The organism is Rhizobium sp. PEPV16 (assembly GCF_008919455.1).
Lineage (GTDB): Bacteria > Pseudomonadota > Alphaproteobacteria > Rhizobiales > Rhizobiaceae > Rhizobium > Rhizobium leguminosarum_Q.
Genome location: NZ_VSZV01000243.1, coordinates 1 through 17,162, shown reverse-complemented (window position 1 = coordinate 17,162; position 17,162 = coordinate 1). Strand labels below are relative to the sequence as shown.

15 protein-coding genes are annotated in these 17,162 nt (G+C 62.3%); 13 read left to right on the top strand and 2 right to left on the bottom strand.

Features of this window, described 5'->3' with window-relative positions:
- From mraW to murB, 11 genes are all read left to right on the top strand, one after another.
- A partial coding sequence (gene mraW, locus FY112_RS09005) for a 16S rRNA (cytosine(1402)-N(4))-methyltransferase (protein WP_151518208.1) occupies positions 1–387 on the top strand: 387 nt, incomplete at its 5' end.
- Position 388: 1 nt separating this feature from the next.
- Positions 389–889: a hypothetical protein gene (locus FY112_RS09000; RefSeq protein WP_131709965.1), complete on the top strand. Its 501-nt coding sequence runs from the start codon at positions 389–391 to the stop codon at positions 887–889.
- A complete protein-coding gene (locus tag FY112_RS08995) occupies positions 889–2,649 on the top strand; it encodes a penicillin-binding protein 2 (RefSeq protein ID WP_131709966.1) in 1,761 nt (586 codons plus the stop codon). Before FY112_RS09000 ends, FY112_RS08995 begins: the two co-directional genes overlap by 1 nt.
- Positions 2,650–2,655: 6 nt before the next feature.
- Positions 2,656–4,176 carry a UDP-N-acetylmuramoyl-L-alanyl-D-glutamate--2,6-diaminopimelate ligase gene (locus tag FY112_RS08990; RefSeq protein WP_017961305.1) on the top strand — a complete coding sequence of 507 codons (1,521 nt, stop codon included), beginning with the start codon at positions 2,656–2,658 and terminating at the stop codon, positions 4,174–4,176.
- The gene (locus FY112_RS08985; RefSeq protein WP_131709967.1) at positions 4,173–5,606 is read left to right on the top strand and encodes a UDP-N-acetylmuramoylalanyl-D-glutamyl-2,6-diaminopimelate--D-alanyl-D-alanine ligase; all 1,434 of its coding nucleotides are present in this window, start codon (positions 4,173–4,175) and stop codon (positions 5,604–5,606) included. Before FY112_RS08990 ends, FY112_RS08985 begins: the two co-directional genes overlap by 4 nt.
- Before the next feature lie 22 nt (positions 5,607–5,628).
- The gene (mraY, locus tag FY112_RS08980; protein WP_003541415.1) at positions 5,629–6,729 is read left to right on the top strand and encodes a phospho-N-acetylmuramoyl-pentapeptide-transferase; all 1,101 of its coding nucleotides are present in this window, start codon (positions 5,629–5,631) and stop codon (positions 6,727–6,729) included.
- A gap of 7 nt (positions 6,730–6,736) precedes the next feature.
- The gene (gene murD / locus FY112_RS08975) at positions 6,737–8,149 is read left to right on the top strand and encodes a UDP-N-acetylmuramoyl-L-alanine--D-glutamate ligase (protein WP_131628506.1); all 1,413 of its coding nucleotides are present in this window, start codon (positions 6,737–6,739) and stop codon (positions 8,147–8,149) included.
- 1 nt (position 8,150) lies between these two features.
- Positions 8,151–9,305, top strand: coding sequence for a putative lipid II flippase FtsW (gene ftsW, locus FY112_RS08970; protein WP_017961302.1), 1,155 nt, complete (start codon positions 8,151–8,153; stop codon positions 9,303–9,305).
- Between the two features lie 6 nt (positions 9,306–9,311).
- Positions 9,312–10,436, top strand: coding sequence for an undecaprenyldiphospho-muramoylpentapeptide beta-N-acetylglucosaminyltransferase (gene murG, locus FY112_RS08965; protein WP_017961301.1), 1,125 nt, complete (start codon positions 9,312–9,314; stop codon positions 10,434–10,436).
- Positions 10,433–11,848 (top strand): UDP-N-acetylmuramate--L-alanine ligase, encoded by a 1,416-nt coding sequence (gene murC, locus FY112_RS08960; protein WP_017961300.1) that lies wholly within the window; start codon positions 10,433–10,435, stop codon positions 11,846–11,848. The genes murG and murC overlap by 4 nt, the downstream gene beginning before the upstream one ends.
- Positions 11,845–12,819 (top strand): UDP-N-acetylmuramate dehydrogenase, encoded by a 975-nt coding sequence (gene murB / locus FY112_RS08955; RefSeq protein ID WP_151518207.1) that lies wholly within the window; start codon positions 11,845–11,847, stop codon positions 12,817–12,819. The genes murC and murB overlap by 4 nt, the downstream gene beginning before the upstream one ends.
- Before the next feature lie 4 nt (positions 12,820–12,823).
- Here murB and FY112_RS08950 read toward each other — a convergent pair whose 3' ends face one another.
- The gene (locus tag FY112_RS08950) at positions 12,824–13,753 is read right to left on the bottom strand and encodes an SDR family oxidoreductase (protein ID WP_151518206.1); all 930 of its coding nucleotides are present in this window, start codon (positions 13,751–13,753) and stop codon (positions 12,824–12,826) included.
- 114 nt (positions 13,754–13,867) lie between these two features.
- A complete protein-coding gene (locus FY112_RS08945; RefSeq protein WP_151518205.1) occupies positions 13,868–15,181 on the bottom strand; it encodes an MFS transporter in 1,314 nt (437 codons plus the stop codon).
- Between the two features lie 210 nt (positions 15,182–15,391).
- Between FY112_RS08945 and aqpZ the strand changes: the two genes are divergently transcribed.
- Complete coding sequence (gene aqpZ, locus FY112_RS08940; protein WP_017961295.1) at positions 15,392–16,078, top strand: aquaporin Z; 687 nt, start codon at positions 15,392–15,394, stop codon at positions 16,076–16,078.
- A gap of 273 nt (positions 16,079–16,351) precedes the next feature.
- The coding region (locus tag FY112_RS08935) for a D-alanine--D-alanine ligase (RefSeq protein ID WP_151518209.1) at positions 16,352–17,162 on the top strand (811 nt) is incomplete at its 3' end.

Sequence of the window (17,162 nt, the reverse complement as noted above, 5' to 3'; positions counted from 1 at the left end):
CAGGCCTTGCGGATATTCGTCAACGACGAGCTCGGCGAACTGGCGCAGGCGCTGTTTGCGGCGGAAGCGGTGCTGAAACCCGGCGGTCGGCTTGTCGTCGTCACCTTTCATTCGCTCGAAGACCGCATCGTCAAGAAATTCTTCTCCGACCGCGCCGGCAAGGCGTCGGGTTCGCGCCATCTGCCGGTCGCGCATGAGCGGGCGGCAACCTTTGCGGCGATCGGCAAGCCGATGGTTTCGGCAAGCGAGGCGGAGGCGGAGATCAATCCGCGCGCCCGCTCCGCCAAGCTGCGCGCCGGCCTGAGGACGGACGCCGTCGCCGAAGCCGCGGATATGTCGCTCTTCGGGTTTCCCAATCTTGCCAGTCTCGGAAAGCTTGGAGGTTGATATGCTGAAAACGTTCGATCTCGTGCTCATCGGCGTCATGACGGCCACCGCCACCGTGACCTACACGATCAAGCACCGCGCCGAATTGAAGGTCGAGGAGGTTCATCGCCTCGAAGCCGAGATCAAGCTCGAGAAGGACACGATCGACCTTCTCAAGGCCGACTGGGCGCTGCAATCGCAGCCGAACCGCCTGGAGCGGCTGGTCAAGGCCTATAATGAAGAATTGAAGCTGCAGCCGACGGAATCGACGGCGCTCGTGCATGCCAAGGAATTGCCGATGCTGAAATCCGAGGTTCCCGTGCCTGACGTGACGGAGGCTAAGGTCAGCGCCAAGGGCGCGACCGTGGCCAGCGCCAAGAGCGCGACCGTGGCCACCGCCAAAGGCGCACCAGACACCAAGGGCGCGCAAGCCACCGCCAAGGCGCAACCCATTCCGATGCCTGCGCCGCGCGGCGAGGCAGAGGATGCAGACCAGATCGAAACCGGATCGGTGGAGGAATAATGTCGTTTCTTTCCCGCATCATGGTTTTGAAGAGCCAAGCGCATTTCTCCGCCGGCGTCTATAACCGGTTCGGCGGTCCTTCCCCCGCCGGCCTGGCGATCGAGGGATCGCGCAAGAAGAAATCAGGGCAGGCGAAAAGCCGCGTCGGCCTGCTGATCCTTGGCTTCATGGGTGTCTACGCCGTCATCGGCGGCCGTCTCGTCGAATATGCGATGAAGGATCAGGAGGTCGTCTCCAGCATCCTGCCGCCCGACCGGCTGATGGCCTCGCGCCCCGACATTCTCGACCGCAACGGCGAAGTGCTGGCCACCGACATCCGCACCGTCTCGCTGTTTGCCGAACCGAACAAGATCGTCGACGCCGACGAGGCGGTCGAGAAACTTGCAACGGTGCTGCCCGAACTCGACGTCAGGGACACTTATAAGAAGCTCTCGGTCAAGACCTCGCATTTCGCCTGGCTGCGCCGGCAACTGACGCCGAAGCAGCAGAGCCAGATCCTGGCGCTCGGCATTCCCGGCATCGGTTTCCGGCCGGAGAAGCGCCGCTTCTATCCGGGCGGGGCGACCGCCGCACACGTCCTCGGTTACGTCAACATCGACAACCGCGGTGTCGCCGGCATGGAGAAATTTATCGACGATCAAGGCCTTGCCGATCTCGCTTCCGTCGGCATGACTAGCGACCAGCCGCTCGAGCCGGTACGGCTGTCGATCGACCTGCGCGTGCAGAACATCGTTCGGGACGCGGTCGTCAACGCGGTCAACAACTTCCAGGCCAAAGGCGCCGGTGCCGCGGTCATCGACGTGCATACGGGAGAAGTGCTGGCGATGGCATCGGCGCCGGATTTCGATCCGAACGATCCGCAGGAAGGCGCCAAGGAGGGTTGGCTCAACCGGATGACCAACGGCACCTTCGAAATGGGTTCTACCTTCAAGACCTTTTCGCTGGCCATGGCGCTCGATAGCGGCAAGGTGAAGATGACCGACAGTTTCGATGCCAGCAAATCGATCTATATCGGCGGCTTCACCATCCACGATTTTCACGGGCAGCGCCGCTGGCTCACCGTTCCCGAGATTTTCCAGTATTCTTCGAATATCGGTACAGCGCGCGTCATCGATATCGTCGGCATCGACGCTCAGAAGGACTATCTCACCAAGTTAGGCCTCTTGACGAAGATGCAGACCGAGCTGCCCGAAGTGAAGATGCCGAGCCAGCCGCGCGTCTGGAAGAAGATCAATTCGATCACGATTTCCTTCGGCCATGGCGTCTCGACGACGGCGCTGCAGACAGGGGTGGCGGCTGCCGCTCTCGTCAACGGCGGCAAGCTGATCGAGCCGACATTCCTGCCGCGCACACGCGAACAGGCCGATCAGATCGCCAAGCAAGTCCTTAAGAAGTCGACAAGCGACGAAGTGCGCTATCTCCTCGATTTCAACGGCTACAAGGGGTCGGGGCGGGTCGCCCGCGTGCCGGGTTTTGCCGTCGGCAGTAAGACCGGCACGGCCGATAAGGTGGTGAACGGTCGTTATTCGGCAACCTTGAATTTCAATTCCTTCATCGCCGCATTCCCGATCAACGATCCCAGATATGCCGTGATCACCTTCTGCGACGAGCCGAAGACCGGCGAGAAGGCCTATGGCGGAACGCTCTCCGCCGGTACCGCCGGCCCGATTGCCCGCGACATCATCAGCCGCGCAGCCCCCATTCTCGGTATCGAGCCGAAATTCGGGGAGGGCGGATCGGCCTTGCTGGTGTCTTATTGAGTGTGAATGAATATCGACGCCGATTCGCGAGGGGTGAACCGGCTTCAAGAGAGAAAAGTGCATTCGATGAAATTGCGAGACCTGGCCGGAGATCAGTTTCCGGAACTTGAAGCACAGATCGAAGGCCCGGCAGGCCTGCTTGATATTTCAGGCCTGTCTTCGGATAGCCGCAACGTGGCGCCGGGCAATATCTTCATCGCGGTCGCCGGCACCAGGGCTGATGGCGCGGGCTTTATCGCGGATGCCGCCGGCCGCGGCGCTGCCGTCGCGATCGCCTCCCAAGCCGTCGATGCTTCGATCCCCGTGCTTGTGGTCAAGGAGCCGCGCCGTTTCCTTTCCATCGCCGCCGCGCGTTTCCACGGCAGGCAGCCCGACACCATGGTCGCCGTCACCGGCACCGCGGGCAAAACCTCCGTCGCTTCTTTCACCCGGCAGATCTGGGCGCATGCCGGCCATGCGGCCGCGATGATCGGCACGACCGGCGTCGTCTCGCCGACGCGAAACGAATATGGCTCGTTGACGACGCCCGATCCGGTGTCGCTGCATCAGCTGCTGGCGGAACTTGCCGGAGAAGGCGTGACACATGCCGCCATGGAGGCCTCCAGCCACGGTCTCGACCAGTGCCGGCTTGATGGGGTCAGGCTTGCCGCTGCCGCCTTCACCAATCTCGGCCGCGACCACATGGATTATCATCCGACCGTCGAGGCCTACATGGCCGCCAAGATGCGGCTTTTCGATACGCTGCTGCCGAAGGGATCGCCGGCGGTGATTTTTGCCGACGATCCGTGGTCGGCGCAGGCGATCAAGGCCGCGACCCATGCCGGTCACGACATTCGTACCGTCGGGCGAAAGGGCGATTACCTCTCGTTGAAGCGCGTCGAGCACTTCCGCCACAAGCAGATGGCCGAGATCCATATCGGCGGCGAGATCTTCGAGGTGGACATTCCGCTGGCCGGCGATTTTCAGGTGGCCAACGCGCTGGTCGCCGCAGGGCTGGCCATGTCGACCGGCGTTGAGGCGAAGGTTGCGATGGCCGCGCTCGAGAAGCTCGTCGGCGCGTCCGGCCGTCTCGAACTCGTCGGCCATACGAAAGACGGCGCGCTCGCCTATGTCGACTACGCCCACAAGCCGGATGCGCTGGAAAACGTGCTGGGCTCGGTCAGACCCTTCACCACCGGCCGTGTCATTGTCGTTTTCGGCTGCGGCGGCGACCGTGACCGCGGCAAACGGCCGATCATGGGCGAAATCGCCTGTCGTCTTGCCGACGTCGTTATCGTCACCGACGATAACCCGCGTTCTGAGGAACCGGCCTCGATCCGCGCGGAGATCATGGCGGCAGCAAACTGCGCGGCGGAAATCGCCGATCGCGCCATGGCGATCCGCGAGGCTGTCGGCATGCTGAGATCCGGCGATACGCTGATCGTTGCCGGCAAGGGGCATGAGGAAGGGCAGACGATCGGCGGCGTTACCCTGCCGTTCTCCGATCATGCGGAGGTGCGCAAGGCCTTGGAGGAGTTGAAATCTTGAGCTGGCTCTGGACGACGGAAGACATGATCGCAGCGATGGCGGGGCGCCCTTTCGGCACGCTGCCCGAAGGCATCACCGGCATTTCCATCGACAGCCGCTCGATTGCTCCAGGCGAAGCCTTCTTCGCGATCAAGGGCGACCGTGTCGACGGTCACGACTACGCCTCGATGGCGATGGCGAACGGCGCCTCCCTTCTCGTTGTCAGCGAGGCGAGGCTTCCCGCCATGGGCCGTCTGACTGTGCCGATGATCGTCGTGGAAGACGTGCTCGCGGCACTTGGCCGGCTCGGCCTTGCCTCGCGCGAGCGCTCGCGGGCCCAGATCATCGCGGTGACGGGATCTGTGGGAAAGACGACCACCAAGGAAATGCTGCGGCATGTGCTGTCGCCCTCCGGCAAGGTGCACGCCTCCGTCGCCTCCTTCAACAATCATTGGGGTGTGCCGCTGACGCTGGCACGCATGCCTGAGGATACGGATTACGGCGTCTTCGAAGTCGGAATGAACCATCCCGGTGAGATCCGGCCGCTGGTGACGATGATCCGTCCCGATATCGCAATCATCACGACGATTGCGCCGGCGCATCTCGGCAATTTCAAGAACATCAAGGAAATCGCCGCCGCTAAGGCGGAGATCTTCGAGGGGCTCGAACCCGGCGGCCATGTCGTGCTCAACCGCGACAACGACCAGTTCAATTTCCTCGACCGCACGGCGCAGTCGCTCGGCATCGAGGATATCCATTCCTTCGGCCAGCATGCCAAGGCCGAATTCCGGCTCGCAGAATTCAATGGTTCCGACGAGAATTCGACGCTGTGGCTGACGATCGGCGGCGAGACGCTGGAGGTCGCGCTCGGCGCGCCTGGCCGCCATATCGCCGAGAATGCGCTCGCAGCGCTCGGCGTCGTCAGGATCGTCGGCGCCGATATGCAAAAGGCGATCGAAGCGCTTGCGACGCTGAGGCCGGAAAAGGGCCGAGGCAAGCGCCACCGGCTTGTCATCGGCGGCGGCAGCTTCACGCTGATCGACGAGAGCTACAATGCCAATCCGGCCTCGATGCGCGCGGCGATCGCGCTGCTGGCGGCCTCCGAGCCGACCGGCCGCGGACGCCGTATCGCCGTGCTCGGCGACATGCTGGAGATGGGCGAGTATGCGCAGAAGGTCCATACCGACCTTGCCGTGCCGCTGCTTGCGGCCGGCATCGAGCATGTCTGGCTCGCCGGAGGCGAGATGGCTGCGCTCAAGGAATCGCTGCCGGAAAGCGTCCATGTCGAATATCGCGAGAACACGGACGAATTGACGGATTATGTATTGAACTCGGTCGCGCCAGGCGACGTGTTGATGGTGAAATCGTCTCTGGGCATCGGTTTCGGCAAGATCGTCGCCGCGCTCCTTGACAAGTTCCCGCCATTTGCCGACACGCAACGCGAATTTTGATCGGGTAAACAAGGGGCCCTGAATGCTGATCTGGCTTGTCGAACTGTCGGAATATTTCAAATTTCTGAATCTGTTCAGATACATTACCTTCCGTACGGGGGCCGCTCTCTTCACCTCAGCGCTGATCGTCTTCCTGTTTGGGCCGACGATCATCAATTCGCTGCGCATCCGGCAGGGCAAGGGCCAGCCGATCCGCGCCGACGGGCCGCAGACGCATTTCAAGAAGGCCGGCACGCCGACCATGGGCGGGCTGATGATCCTCGCCGGCATCGTCGGCGCGTCGCTGCTCTGGGCCGATCTTTCCAACGTCTATGTGGTCGCCACGTTGCTGGTGACGCTGGGCTTCGGTGCGATCGGCTTCTACGATGATTATCTCAAGGTAACGAAGCAGAGCCATATGGGCTTTTCCGGCAAGGCGCGTCTCGGCATCGAATTCGTCATCGCCGGCATCGCCGTCTATTTCATGATGCGCACCGCCCTTGCCTCGGGGATTGCCGGCTCGACCTTCGGCTCCTCGATCGCCTTTCCCTTCTTCAAAGACTTCATGATCAATATCGGCATCATGTTCGTCGTCTTCGGCGGCTTCGTGATCGTTGGCGCCGGCAATGCCGTCAATCTGACCGACGGTCTCGACGGGCTTGCCATCGTGCCGGTGATGATCGCCGCCGCCTCCTTCGGCGTCATCGCCTATCTCGCCGGCAATGTGGTGTTTGCGAACTACCTGCAGATCAATTTCGTGCCCGGCACCGGCGAGCTCGCCGTCGTGCTCGGCGCCGTCATCGGCGCCGGCCTCGGTTTTCTCTGGTTCAATGCACCGCCGGCTGCCATCTTCATGGGCGACACGGGGTCGCTGGCACTCGGCGGCACGATCGGCACCGTCGCCGTCGCCACCAAGCACGAGATCGTCATGGCAATCATCGGCGGCCTCTTCGTCATCGAGACGCTGTCGGTGATCATCCAGGTCGGCTTCTTCAAGATGACCGGCCGGCGCGTCTTCCTGATGGCGCCGATCCATCATCACTTCGAGAAGAAGGGCTGGACCGAGAGCCAGGTGGTGATCCGCTTCTGGATCGTCGCCGTCGGCCTTGCCATGCTCGGCCTTTCGACGCTGAAGCTCCGGTGAGGCGGCGATGATCCCGGTCACGACACTCAAGGACAGGAAGGTCGCGCTCTTCGGGCTCGGCGGCTCCGGCTTCGCTACCGCCCGGGCGCTGATATCAGGCGGTGCCGATGTGACCGCCTGGGACGACAACCCCGACAGTGTCACCAAGGCCGCTGCCGAAGGCATCAGGACGGAAGACCTGCACAACATCGACTGGAGCCAGCAGGCGCTGTTCGTGCTGTCGCCCGGCGTGCCGCTCACCCATCCGAAGCCGCACTGGACCGTCGATCTGGCGCGGGCCGCCGGCGTCGATATCGTCGGCGACGTCGAACTCTTCGTGCGCGAGCGCCGCGCCCACGCGCCGGATTGCCCCTTCATCGCCATAACCGGGACCAACGGCAAGTCGACCACGACGGCGCTGATCGCCCATATCCTGAAATCATCAGGCTACGACACGCAGCTCGGCGGCAATATCGGCACGGCCGTGCTGACGCTCGATCCGCCGAAGGCCGAGCGTTATTATGTCGTCGAATGCTCCTCCTACCAGATCGATCTGGCGCCGACGCTGGACCCGTCTGCCGGCATCCTGCTCAACCTGACGCCCGATCATCTCGACCGTCACGGCACCATGCAGCATTATGCCGATATCAAGGAAAGGCTGGTCGCCGGCAGCGATGTCGCGATCGTCGGCGTCGACGACAGCCTTTCGGCACTGATTGCCGATCGTGTCGAGCGGGCAGGCGTCAAGGTGGTCCGTATTTCGCGCCGCAACGTGCTGGCCGATGGCATCTATGCCGAAGGCACCAAACTCATCCAGGCCGCCGGCGGCGCCATGCTGCCTTTCGCCGATCTCGACGGCATCCAGACGCTGCGCGGCAGCCATAATGCGCAGAATGCTGCAGCCTCCGTCGCCGCCTGCCTCGCCGTCGGGATTTCCGCCGACGACATCCGCACCGGTCTTGCCTCGTTTCCCGGATTGAAGCACCGCATGCAGCCGGTCGGGCAGCGTGGCCGCGTCGTTTTCGTCAACGATTCCAAGGCGACCAATGCCGATGCCGCGGCACCGGCTCTTTCGAGCTATGATCGCATCTATTGGATCGCCGGCGGCTTGCCGAAGGCTGGCGGGATCACGACGCTTGCTCCCTATTTTCCGCGCATCGCCAAGGCCTATCTGATCGGTGAGGCGGCGGCGGAATTCGCCGCGACGCTCGGCGAGGCCGTGCCTTACGAGATCTCGGGCACGCTGGAGCGCGCCGTCGCGCATGCGGCCGCCGATGCCGAACGCGACGAGAGCGCTGCTTCGGCCGTGATGTTATCCCCGGCTTGCGCAAGCTTCGACCAGTATAAGAACTTCGAAGTCAGGGGCGAAGCCTTCGTCGGCCACGTGGCAGCGCTTGACGGGATTACGATGCTGATCGGTCCGGCAACAGGAGAGAAATGACATGGTAAGCCGCGCGGAACGTGGGCCTCTGGCCGATTGGTTCTGGACCATCGACCGCTTCTTCCTGGCGATGTTCATCTTCCTGATGGGCATCGGCTTCATGCTGTCGTTTGCGGCATCGCCTGCGGTTGCCGAGCGCATCGGGCTCGAGCCCTTCCATTTCGTCAAGCGCCATGCGGCCTTCATGATCCCCTCGATCGCTGTCATGCTCGGGCTGTCGTTCCTGACGCCGCGCCAGGTGCGGCGCACTGCGATCCTGATCCTTATCGTCTCAGTCGCGATGATGGTGCTGGTGCTGTTCGTCGGGCAGGAGGTCAAGGGTGGCAGACGCTGGATCTGGATCGCCGGCCTTTCCGTCCAGCCGTCGGAATTCATGAAGCCTGCCTTCGTCGTGGTTTGTGCCTGGCTTTTCGCCGAACATGCGCGCCAGCCGGAGATTCCCGGCAATCTCTTTGCCATCATTCTGTTCGGCATCGTCGCGGCCCTTCTCGTCGCGCAGCCGGACCTCGGCCAGACCATCCTGACCACGGCCGTCTGGGGCGGGATGTTCTTCATGGCCGGCATGCCATGGATCTGGATCGTGCTGCTCGGTATCGGCGGCGCCGGCGGCCTGCTCAGCGCCTATTACGTCTTTCCGCACGTCGCCGGCCGAATAGACAAATTCATGACAGGCGAGGGTGATACGTTCCAGATCGATACCGCGCGCGAGGCAATCATCCGCGGCAGCTGGTTCGGCCAGGGACCGGGCGAAGGCATCGTCAAGCGCATCATCCCGGATGCGCATACCGACTTCATCTTCTCGGTCGCGGCCGAGGAATTCGGCATCGTGTTCTGCATGGCGCTCGTCGCGCTGTTTACAGTGCTGGTGCTGCGCGGCCTCTCGCATGCCTATCGCGAGCGCAACGACTTCAACCGCTTCGCCGTCGCCGGCCTGGTGCTGCAGTTGGGCATCCAGTCGATCATCAATATCGGCGTCAATCTCGAACTGCTGCCGGCAAAGGGTATGACGCTGCCGCTGATTTCCTATGGCGGCTCGTCTATGGTGGCGATCTGCGTCACCGCCGGCTTCATTCTGGCGCTGACGCGCCATCGACCGGAAAAACGCGCACAGGACCGGAGCCTCTTTCGCGTCCCGCACGGTTTGCCGGCGGAGTAGAAGACCATGAGCAATGGCATCGTGCTGCTTGCCGCCGGGGGGACCGGCGGCCATGTGTTCCCGGCGGAGGCGCTGGCCTTCAAGCTGAAGGAGCGCGGCTATTCGGTGCATCTCGTCACGGATAGCCGGGCGGAGCGTTATGCCGGCAAGTTCCCGGCCGAGGAAATCCATGTCGTGCCGTCGGCGACGATCGGCTCGAAGAACCCGCTCGCCGTCGCCCGCTCGTTATGGACGCTCTGGAGCGGCATGCGGGCGGCAAAGAAGCTGATCCAGCGGCTGCAGCCGGTCGTCGTCGTCGGTTTCGGCGGTTATCCCACCGTGCCGCCGCTGCTTGCCGCCACCCGGCTCGGCGTGCCCTCGATGATCCACGAGCAGAATGCGGTGATGGGGCGCGCCAACAAGGCCTTGGCAACCCGCGTGCAGGCCATTGCCGGCGGTTTCCTGCCGGAGGGGAGCGGTGCCTTTCCGGACAAGACGGTGACGACAGGCAATCCAGTCCGACCGGCGATCATCGCCGCAGCCGAGGTGCCTTACACGCCGTCGCATGCGGGCGACGCTTTCAATCTCGTCGTCTTCGGCGGCAGCCAGGGTGCGCAATATTTCTCTAAGACGCTGCCGACGGCGATCAGTCTGCTCGACGATGCGCTTCGCGTGCGTCTGCGCATCACTCAGCAGGTGCGTCCCGAGGACATGGAGATGGTCAGCGGCTGCGTCGCCAAGCTGGAGATGGATGCCGATATCGCCCCCTTCTTCACCGACATGGCCGAGAGGCTGGCGAGGGCGCATCTCGTCATCTGCCGTTCGGGCGCCTCGACGGTTTCGGAAATCTCCGTCATCGGCAGGCCTGCCATCCTTGTGCCTTACCCGCACGCTCTCGATCACGACCAGGCGGCGAATGCGGCGGCACTCGCTGCGGCCGGTGGGGCGAAGGTAATCGCCCAGTCGGAGCTTTCGCCGGAGAAGATCGCGGCGATCCTGACGGCTGTCATGAACGATCCGGAAAAGCTTGCGCATATGGCGGCGGCGGCGAAACTCGCCGGGAAACCCGACGCTGCGAACTTGCTTGCCGACATGGTTGAGGCTATTGCCGCCAGACGGACAATAGCGGAATTCAAGAGGACACGCGCATGAAACTGCCGAAGACGATCGGTCTCGTCCATTTCATCGGCATCGGCGGCATCGGCATGAGCGGCATTGCCGAGGTGCTGCACAATCTCGGCCACAAGGTGCAGGGATCTGACCAGGCCGACAGCGCCAACGTCCAGCGCCTGCGCGAAAAGGGCATCGAGGTTTTCGTCGGTCACCGGGCCGAAAACCTGGGTGAGGCCGAAGTCGTCGTCGTCTCGACGGCGATCAAGAAGAGCAATCCGGAGCTCATCGCCGCGCGCGAAAAGTTGCTGCCGGTGGTGCGCCGCGCCGAAATGCTGGCCGAGCTGATGCGTTTCCGCAATGCGATCGCCATCGGCGGCACGCATGGCAAGACGACGACCACCTCGCTGGTCGCCACACTGCTCGAAGCCGGTGGGCTCGACCCGACCGTCATCAACGGCGGGATCATCAACGCCTACGGCACCAATGCCCGCATGGGCGAGGGCGAGTGGATGGTGGTCGAGGCCGACGAATCGGACGGCACCTTCCTGAAGCTTCCGGCCGACGTCGCGGTCATCACCAATATCGACCCGGAACATCTTGACCATTACGGCAATTTCGACGCCGTGCGCGCCGCCTTCCGGCAGTTCGTCGAGAACGTGCCGTTCTACGGCTTCGGCGTCATGTGTCTCGACCATCCCGAGGTGCAGTCGCTGGTCGGCCGCATCGAGGATCGCAAGATCATCACCTATGGCGAGAACCCGCAGGCCGACGTGCGCTTCAAGAATGTGCGCATCGACGGCACGCGCTCGATCTTCGACGTCGAAATCCGCCGCCGCCGCACCGGCCAGGTAATCGAGCTCAAGGGGCTGGTCATGCCGATGCCGGGACGGCATAATATTTCCAACGCGACGGCGGCGATTGCCGTTGCCAACCGGCTCGGCATATCGAGCGCCGATATCGCCAAGGGGCTTGCCTCCTTCGGTGGCGTCAAGCGCCGTTTCACACTGACCGGCGAGTGGAACGACGTGCAGATCTTCGACGATTACGGCCACCATCCCGTCGAGATCAAGGCGGTGCTGCGCGCCGCTCGAGAATCCTGCAAGGGGCGTGTCATCGCCGTCCACCAGCCGCATCGCTTTAGCCGTCTTGCGAGCCTGTTCGAGGAATTCGCCGCCTGCTTCAACGATGCCGACAGCATCTTCCTGGCACCCGTCTATGCGGCGGGGGAGGATCCGATCGAGGGTATCGATTCCGTGTCGCTGGTCTCGCGCATAAAATCCGGCGGCCATCGCGACGCCCGCTTTCTAACTTCGGCGGAGCTTCTGCCGCAGATGGTCGCGGAGGTTGCAAAGCCTGGCGATTTCGTGGTTCTGTTGGGGGCTGGGAGCATTACATCCTGGGCAGCGGCACTGCCCAAGCAACTGGAAGGCCTATCGGGAAAGTCCGTATGAAACAGGTGAATGGGGAAAAGCTTCTCGCGTCTCTCGGAGACGGTGTAAAGGATATCCGCGGTCGTATCACGCCGGATGCCCCGATGGACCGTGTCACCTGGTTCAGGGCCGGTGGCCTGGCCGAGCTGATGTTCCAGCCGCATGATATCGACGATCTCGTCGCCTTCCTGAAGATATTGCCGGAAGAGGTGCCGCTGACGGTGGTCGGCGTCGGCTCCAACATCCTGGTGCGCGACGGCGGCATTCCCGGCGTCGTGCTGCGCCTGTCGGCCAAGGGGTTCGGCTTCGTCGAGCTTGCCGGCGAAAACCGGATTCTCGCCGGCGCCATCTGCCCTGATAAACATGTGGCGGCGATGGCGATGGACAACGGCATCGGCGGCTTCCATTTCTTCTACGGAATTCCGGGCGGCATCGGTGGCGCGGCGCGCATGAATGCCGGGGCCAACGGTGTGGAGACGCGGGAGCGGCTGATCGAAGTCAATGCGGTCGATCGCAAGGGCAACAAGCATGTGCTCTCCAATGCCGAGATGGACTATTCCTATCGGTATTCGGCAGCGCCCGCCGATCTGATCTTCACCTCCGTGCTGTTCGAGGGCTATCCGGAAGACCGCGCCCAGATCCGCGCCGAGATGGACGCCGTGCGCAATCACCGCGAGACGGTGCAGCCGGTGCGCGAAAAGACCGGCGGCTCGACCTTCAAGAACCCGGCCGGTCATTCGGCCTGGAAACTGGTCGACGAGGCAGGCTGCCGCGGTCTCGTCATCGGCGGAGCACAGATGTCGTCGCTGCACTGCAACTTCATGATCAACATGGGGCAGGCGACCGGCTACGATCTCGAATATCTCGGCGAACAGGTGCGCCGCGAGGTCTTCGAAAAAAACGGCATCAAGCTCGAATGGGAAATCAAACGCCTCGGCGTCTTCATGCCCGGCCGTGAAGTGCGTCCGTTCCACGGTGTGACGAGCGAATAATGGTTTACGTCACCGCAAGCTTCAGGCCTTCGCGCGGCGTGACGAGGGGCGACCAGCCGAGCACGTCGCGGGCACGGGATATATCGACCTGCAGGGAACCACAAAGACGCTGGTAGACGGCGCTCTTTCCCGTGATTCTCGCGCCCATCTGCAACAGGGCGGGGGGGAAGGGGAGCAGCATCGGTTTGACACCCAGCCCTGCGGCAATCCCTTCGATAAGCCCGGGAGTTGAAAGGTCTTCTCCATCGCCTGCGAGAAAGGTCTCGCCGGCAGCACCCGGATGCTTCATCCCAGTGATGATCAGATCGACGAGATTTGGAAGCGCGACCAGTGTCCGGCGGTTCTTCAGCGACGCGAAGGGGAGCGGTATCTTCTTGCGGACAAGTCCGACGAGCAGGGCGAAGTTGCCCCGCGCGCCGGGTCCATAAACGAGCGGCGGGCGAATGACCACGACTTCCATGCCTGTTCGGGCGGCGATTTCATGCAGCCCGATTTCAGTTTCCAGCTTCGAAATGCCATAGGGATCGATCGGCATTGGCGTATCGTCGTGCCGGAAGGGCCGATCGTTCTCCTCGCCATTGACCTTGATGCTGCTGATGAAGACGAACCTTTTTACGCCCGCGCGGGCGGCCTGCTCGGCGAGGTTCAACGTGGCGGCGGTGTTGATCCGACGAAAATCCGCGAGCGGATCGGCTGCGCGGTCGTTCATGATGTGAACACGAGCGGCGAGATGGACGATGACATCAATACCCTCGAGAACCGCTGTCCAGTCGCTTTCGCTGGATATTTCGGCGGGGAAATGCCGCACAGATGTCGGGAAGCTGGCGGCTGCAGACCGCGTCGTTACCGCAAGCTCGCATATCCGCTCTCCATGCAGTCTCTCGACGAGAGGCCTCCCGACAAAGCCGGCCGCGCCGGTAATGAGGCATCGCATGATCTGTTCCCCGTTTTACCATGAGTGTTCCGGTTAACCGGAAGTGCTCACGGCATCAATAAAAAAGCCGCGACGTTAGCCGTCGCGGCCTGTTATTCACTTGCTGCTCGAGGTTCAGACTTCCTCGCGGCCCGACAGCCGGATGCAAACCAGCGAGATCACGGCGGAGGCGGCGAGATAGTAGCCGACATAGTCGAGGCTGTAATGGGTGGCGAGCCAGGTGGCGATATAAGGGGCGAGCGAGGCGCCGAAGATGCCGCCGAGGTTGAAGGTCATCGAGGCGCCGGTATAGCGCACCATGGTCGGGAAGGGCGCGGCAAGGGCAGCGCCGATCGGACCGTAGGTGAAGCCCATCAAGGCGAGGCCGATGATCGAGCACAGGAAAGCGCCTGTGAGACCGCTGGTCAACAGCGTCGCGTAGAAGAAGCCGAAGATGGCGATGGCAATCGTCGTCAGCGTCAGGATGGTGCGGCGCGAATAGAGATCGGAGAGCCAGCCGGAGAGCGGGATCGTCAGGCCGAAGAAGACGACGCCGACAAGCTGGACGACCAGAAACTGCTCGCGGGAATAGCCGAGCCCGCCTTTCTCCAAGGGTGTCGTGCCCCAGGAGAGCGTGAAGACCGTCATCAGGTAGAACAGCACGAAGGTCGCCACGGCGATGAAGGTGCCGAGAATCAGGCTGCGCAGATGACCGCGGAAGACCACCTCGATCGGCACGGCGACGCGCTCGTGCTTTTCGACGGCTTTGCGGAATTCCGGCGTCTCGGCGATCTTCAGGCGGACATAGAGGCCGACGGCGACAAGGGCGAGGCTGGCGATGAAGGGAATGCGCCATCCATAGTCTAGGAAATCCTCGTTGCTCATCGTTTCCGCCAGGATGAGGAAGAAGCCGGAGGAAAGGATGAAGCCGATGGGCGCGCCGAGCTGCGGGAACATGGCGTACCAGCTGCGCTTGCCGGGAGGAGCGTTTTCGGTGGCAAGAAGGACGGCGCCGCCCCATTCGCCGCCGAGGCCGAGGCCCTGGCCGAAGCGGCAAAGCGCCAGCAATAGCGGCGCGGCGATGCCGATCGCATCATAGCCGGGCAGCATGCCGATCAGGACGGTCGAAAGCCCCATCGTCATCAGTGCGGCGACGAGCGTCGCCTTGCGGCCGATGCGATCGCCGAAATGGCCAAAAATCACGGCGCCGATGGGGCGGGCGAAGAAGGCGATCGAGAAGGTGACGAGCGACTGCAGCGTTGCGGCGTTCGAATCACTTGCCGGGAAAAAGAGATGCGGGAAGACGAGGACGGCTGCCGTCGCGTAGACGTAGAAGTCGAAGAATTCGATGGTGGTGCCGACAAGACTGGCGATGAGAACGCGAGCCGGGGAATTGACTTGCGCACTGTTCGAGGCAGGAGTCGGCGATGCGGAGATCGCGTCTGTCATTTTCATTCCAATCAGTATTTTTATGAAGCGCCTTGGGAGGCGGGCGGGTCTTAACCCAATTTCAGGTCAGAGAAAACGTCTCCTCGCGCCGCACTCGAACCCGTTTCTCGATCCTTGCGTGAAGCTTGCCACGGCAATGTCCGCGAGCTTGACCGGAATCAAATTGTAGCGGATTTGTTTAAACTCTTGGTTGAGGTTTAGGAGGCGGGCATGCAAAAGAGTCTAGTTGCCGAGTTTCTCGGCACGTTCTGGCTGGTCTTCGGCGGATGCGGCAGTGCCGTGCTGGCCGCGGCCTACCCTGAGCTGGGCATTGGTTTCGTCGGCGTGGCCTTTGCGTTCGGCCTGACCGTGCTCACAATGGCCTATGCCGTGGGCGGTATTTCGGGCGGTCATTTCAATCCCGCCGTCTCGCTTGGCCTTACGGTTGCCGGACGGTTTCCGGCGGCGCGCCTCGTTCCCTATATTGTCGCGCAGGTTGTCGGCGCCATCGCCGCGGCGGCGCTGCTCTATCTCATCGCCAGCGGCAAGGCGGGTTTCGAACTCGGCGGCTTTGCCGCCAACGGATATGGCGACCATTCTCCGGGCGGTTATTCACTGCTTTCGGCGCTGCTGATCGAAGTGCTGCTGACCATGTTCTTCCTGATCATCATCTTAGGATCGACCAGCAGTCGGGTGCCCGCCGGCTTCGCGCCGCTTGCGATCGGCCTCGGGCTGACGCTGATCCATCTCGTTTCTATCCCTGTGACGAATACCTCGGTCAATCCGGCGCGTTCCACCGGCCAGGCACTTTTCGTCGGCGGCTGGGCGCTGCAGCAGCTCTGGCTGTTCTGGATTGCGCCGCTTGCGGGTGGCGCGCTCGGCGGGCTCGTGTGGAAGTTCCTAGACGACGCCGACTGACTGCAAGAAACTAATCTATCCCATTGAGCCCGCGCGGTTTTTTCGTGCGGGTTTTCTATTTTCGCGGATCGGCGGCATCTTCGATCTGGCAATCCCGAAGAAGAGAAGGTTAAAAAATCAAGGGTGCGGCAATACGAAGTTAACGAAAGTAAACACTTCATTAACCATAATGATGCTCTAATGCACCCAGGTCGGACAAAGGCCCGAAACGACGCAGACAGCTTCGCGCAAGCGTCGATTTCGAAAATGGAAGTTATTTTTTTGGGGGTGTTGATGAGTCGCAAGCATGTCGCTGTCCTGATGGGCGGATTTTCCTCGGAAAGGCCTGTCAGCCTTTCCTCGGGAAAGGCTTGCGCAGAAGCCCTCGAAGCGGAGGGCTTCGACGTGACGCGCATCGACGTGGCGCGCGACGTTTCCGAGAAACTCGCCGCGCTGAAGCCCGATGTCGTCTTCAATGCGCTTCACGGCCCGTTCGGCGAGGACGGCACCATTCAGGGCATCCTCGAATATCTCGAAATCCCCTATACGCATTCGGGCGTGCTTGCCTCGGCGCTGGCGATGGACAAGGACAGGGCGAAGCTCGTTGCCGCCGCCGCCGGCATTCCGGTGGCCGAATCGCAGGTGGTCAACCGTTTCGCCTTTCCCTCGACGCATCCGATGAAGCCGCCCTATGTGGTGAAGCCCGTCCGCGAAGGGTCGAGCTTCGGCGTCGTCATCGTCACGGAAGATCAGGCGCATCCGCCACAGATCGTCAGCTCGCCCGAATGGCGTTACGGGGAAGAGGTGATCGTCGAGCGCTATGTTTACGGTCGCGAACTGACCTGCGGTGTCATGGGTGAAACTCCCCTCGGTGTCACGGAAGTGGTGCCGCAGGGACACAATTTTTATGATTACGACTCCAAGTACGCTGCAGGCGGTTCAAAACACGTCATCCCCGCGAAAATTTCACCGAATATTTACCAAAAAATACAAACATTGTCCCTAAGGGCGCATCAGGCAATCGGTTGTCGCGGCGTCAGTCGGTCCGACTTTCGTTACGACGATCGTTTCTCCGAAGACGGCGAAATCATCTGGCTGGAGGTCA

Coding starts and splice junctions, on each gene's coding strand:
- FY112_RS09000 (WP_131709965.1), top strand. CDS start 389: ATGCTGAAAACGTTCGATCTCGTGCTCATCGGCGTCATGACGGCCACC.
- FY112_RS08995 (WP_131709966.1), top strand. CDS start 889: ATGTCGTTTCTTTCCCGCATCATGGTTTTGAAGAGCCAAGCGCATTTC.
- FY112_RS08990 (WP_017961305.1), top strand. CDS start 2,656: ATGAATATCGACGCCGATTCGCGAGGGGTGAACCGGCTTCAAGAGAGA.
- mraY (WP_003541415.1), top strand. CDS start 5,629: ATGCTGATCTGGCTTGTCGAACTGTCGGAATATTTCAAATTTCTGAAT.
- aqpZ (WP_017961295.1), top strand. CDS start 15,392: ATGCAAAAGAGTCTAGTTGCCGAGTTTCTCGGCACGTTCTGGCTGGTC.
- murD (WP_131628506.1), top strand. CDS start 6,737: ATGATCCCGGTCACGACACTCAAGGACAGGAAGGTCGCGCTCTTCGGG.
- murC (WP_017961300.1), top strand. CDS start 10,433: ATGAAACTGCCGAAGACGATCGGTCTCGTCCATTTCATCGGCATCGGC.
- murB (WP_151518207.1), top strand. CDS start 11,845: ATGAAACAGGTGAATGGGGAAAAGCTTCTCGCGTCTCTCGGAGACGGT.
- ftsW (WP_017961302.1), top strand. CDS start 8,151: ATGGTAAGCCGCGCGGAACGTGGGCCTCTGGCCGATTGGTTCTGGACC.
- FY112_RS08945 (WP_151518205.1), bottom strand. CDS start 15,181: ATGACAGACGCGATCTCCGCATCGCCGACTCCTGCCTCGAACAGTGCG.
- FY112_RS08950 (WP_151518206.1), bottom strand. CDS start 13,753: ATGCGATGCCTCATTACCGGCGCGGCCGGCTTTGTCGGGAGGCCTCTC.
- murG (WP_017961301.1), top strand. CDS start 9,312: ATGAGCAATGGCATCGTGCTGCTTGCCGCCGGGGGGACCGGCGGCCAT.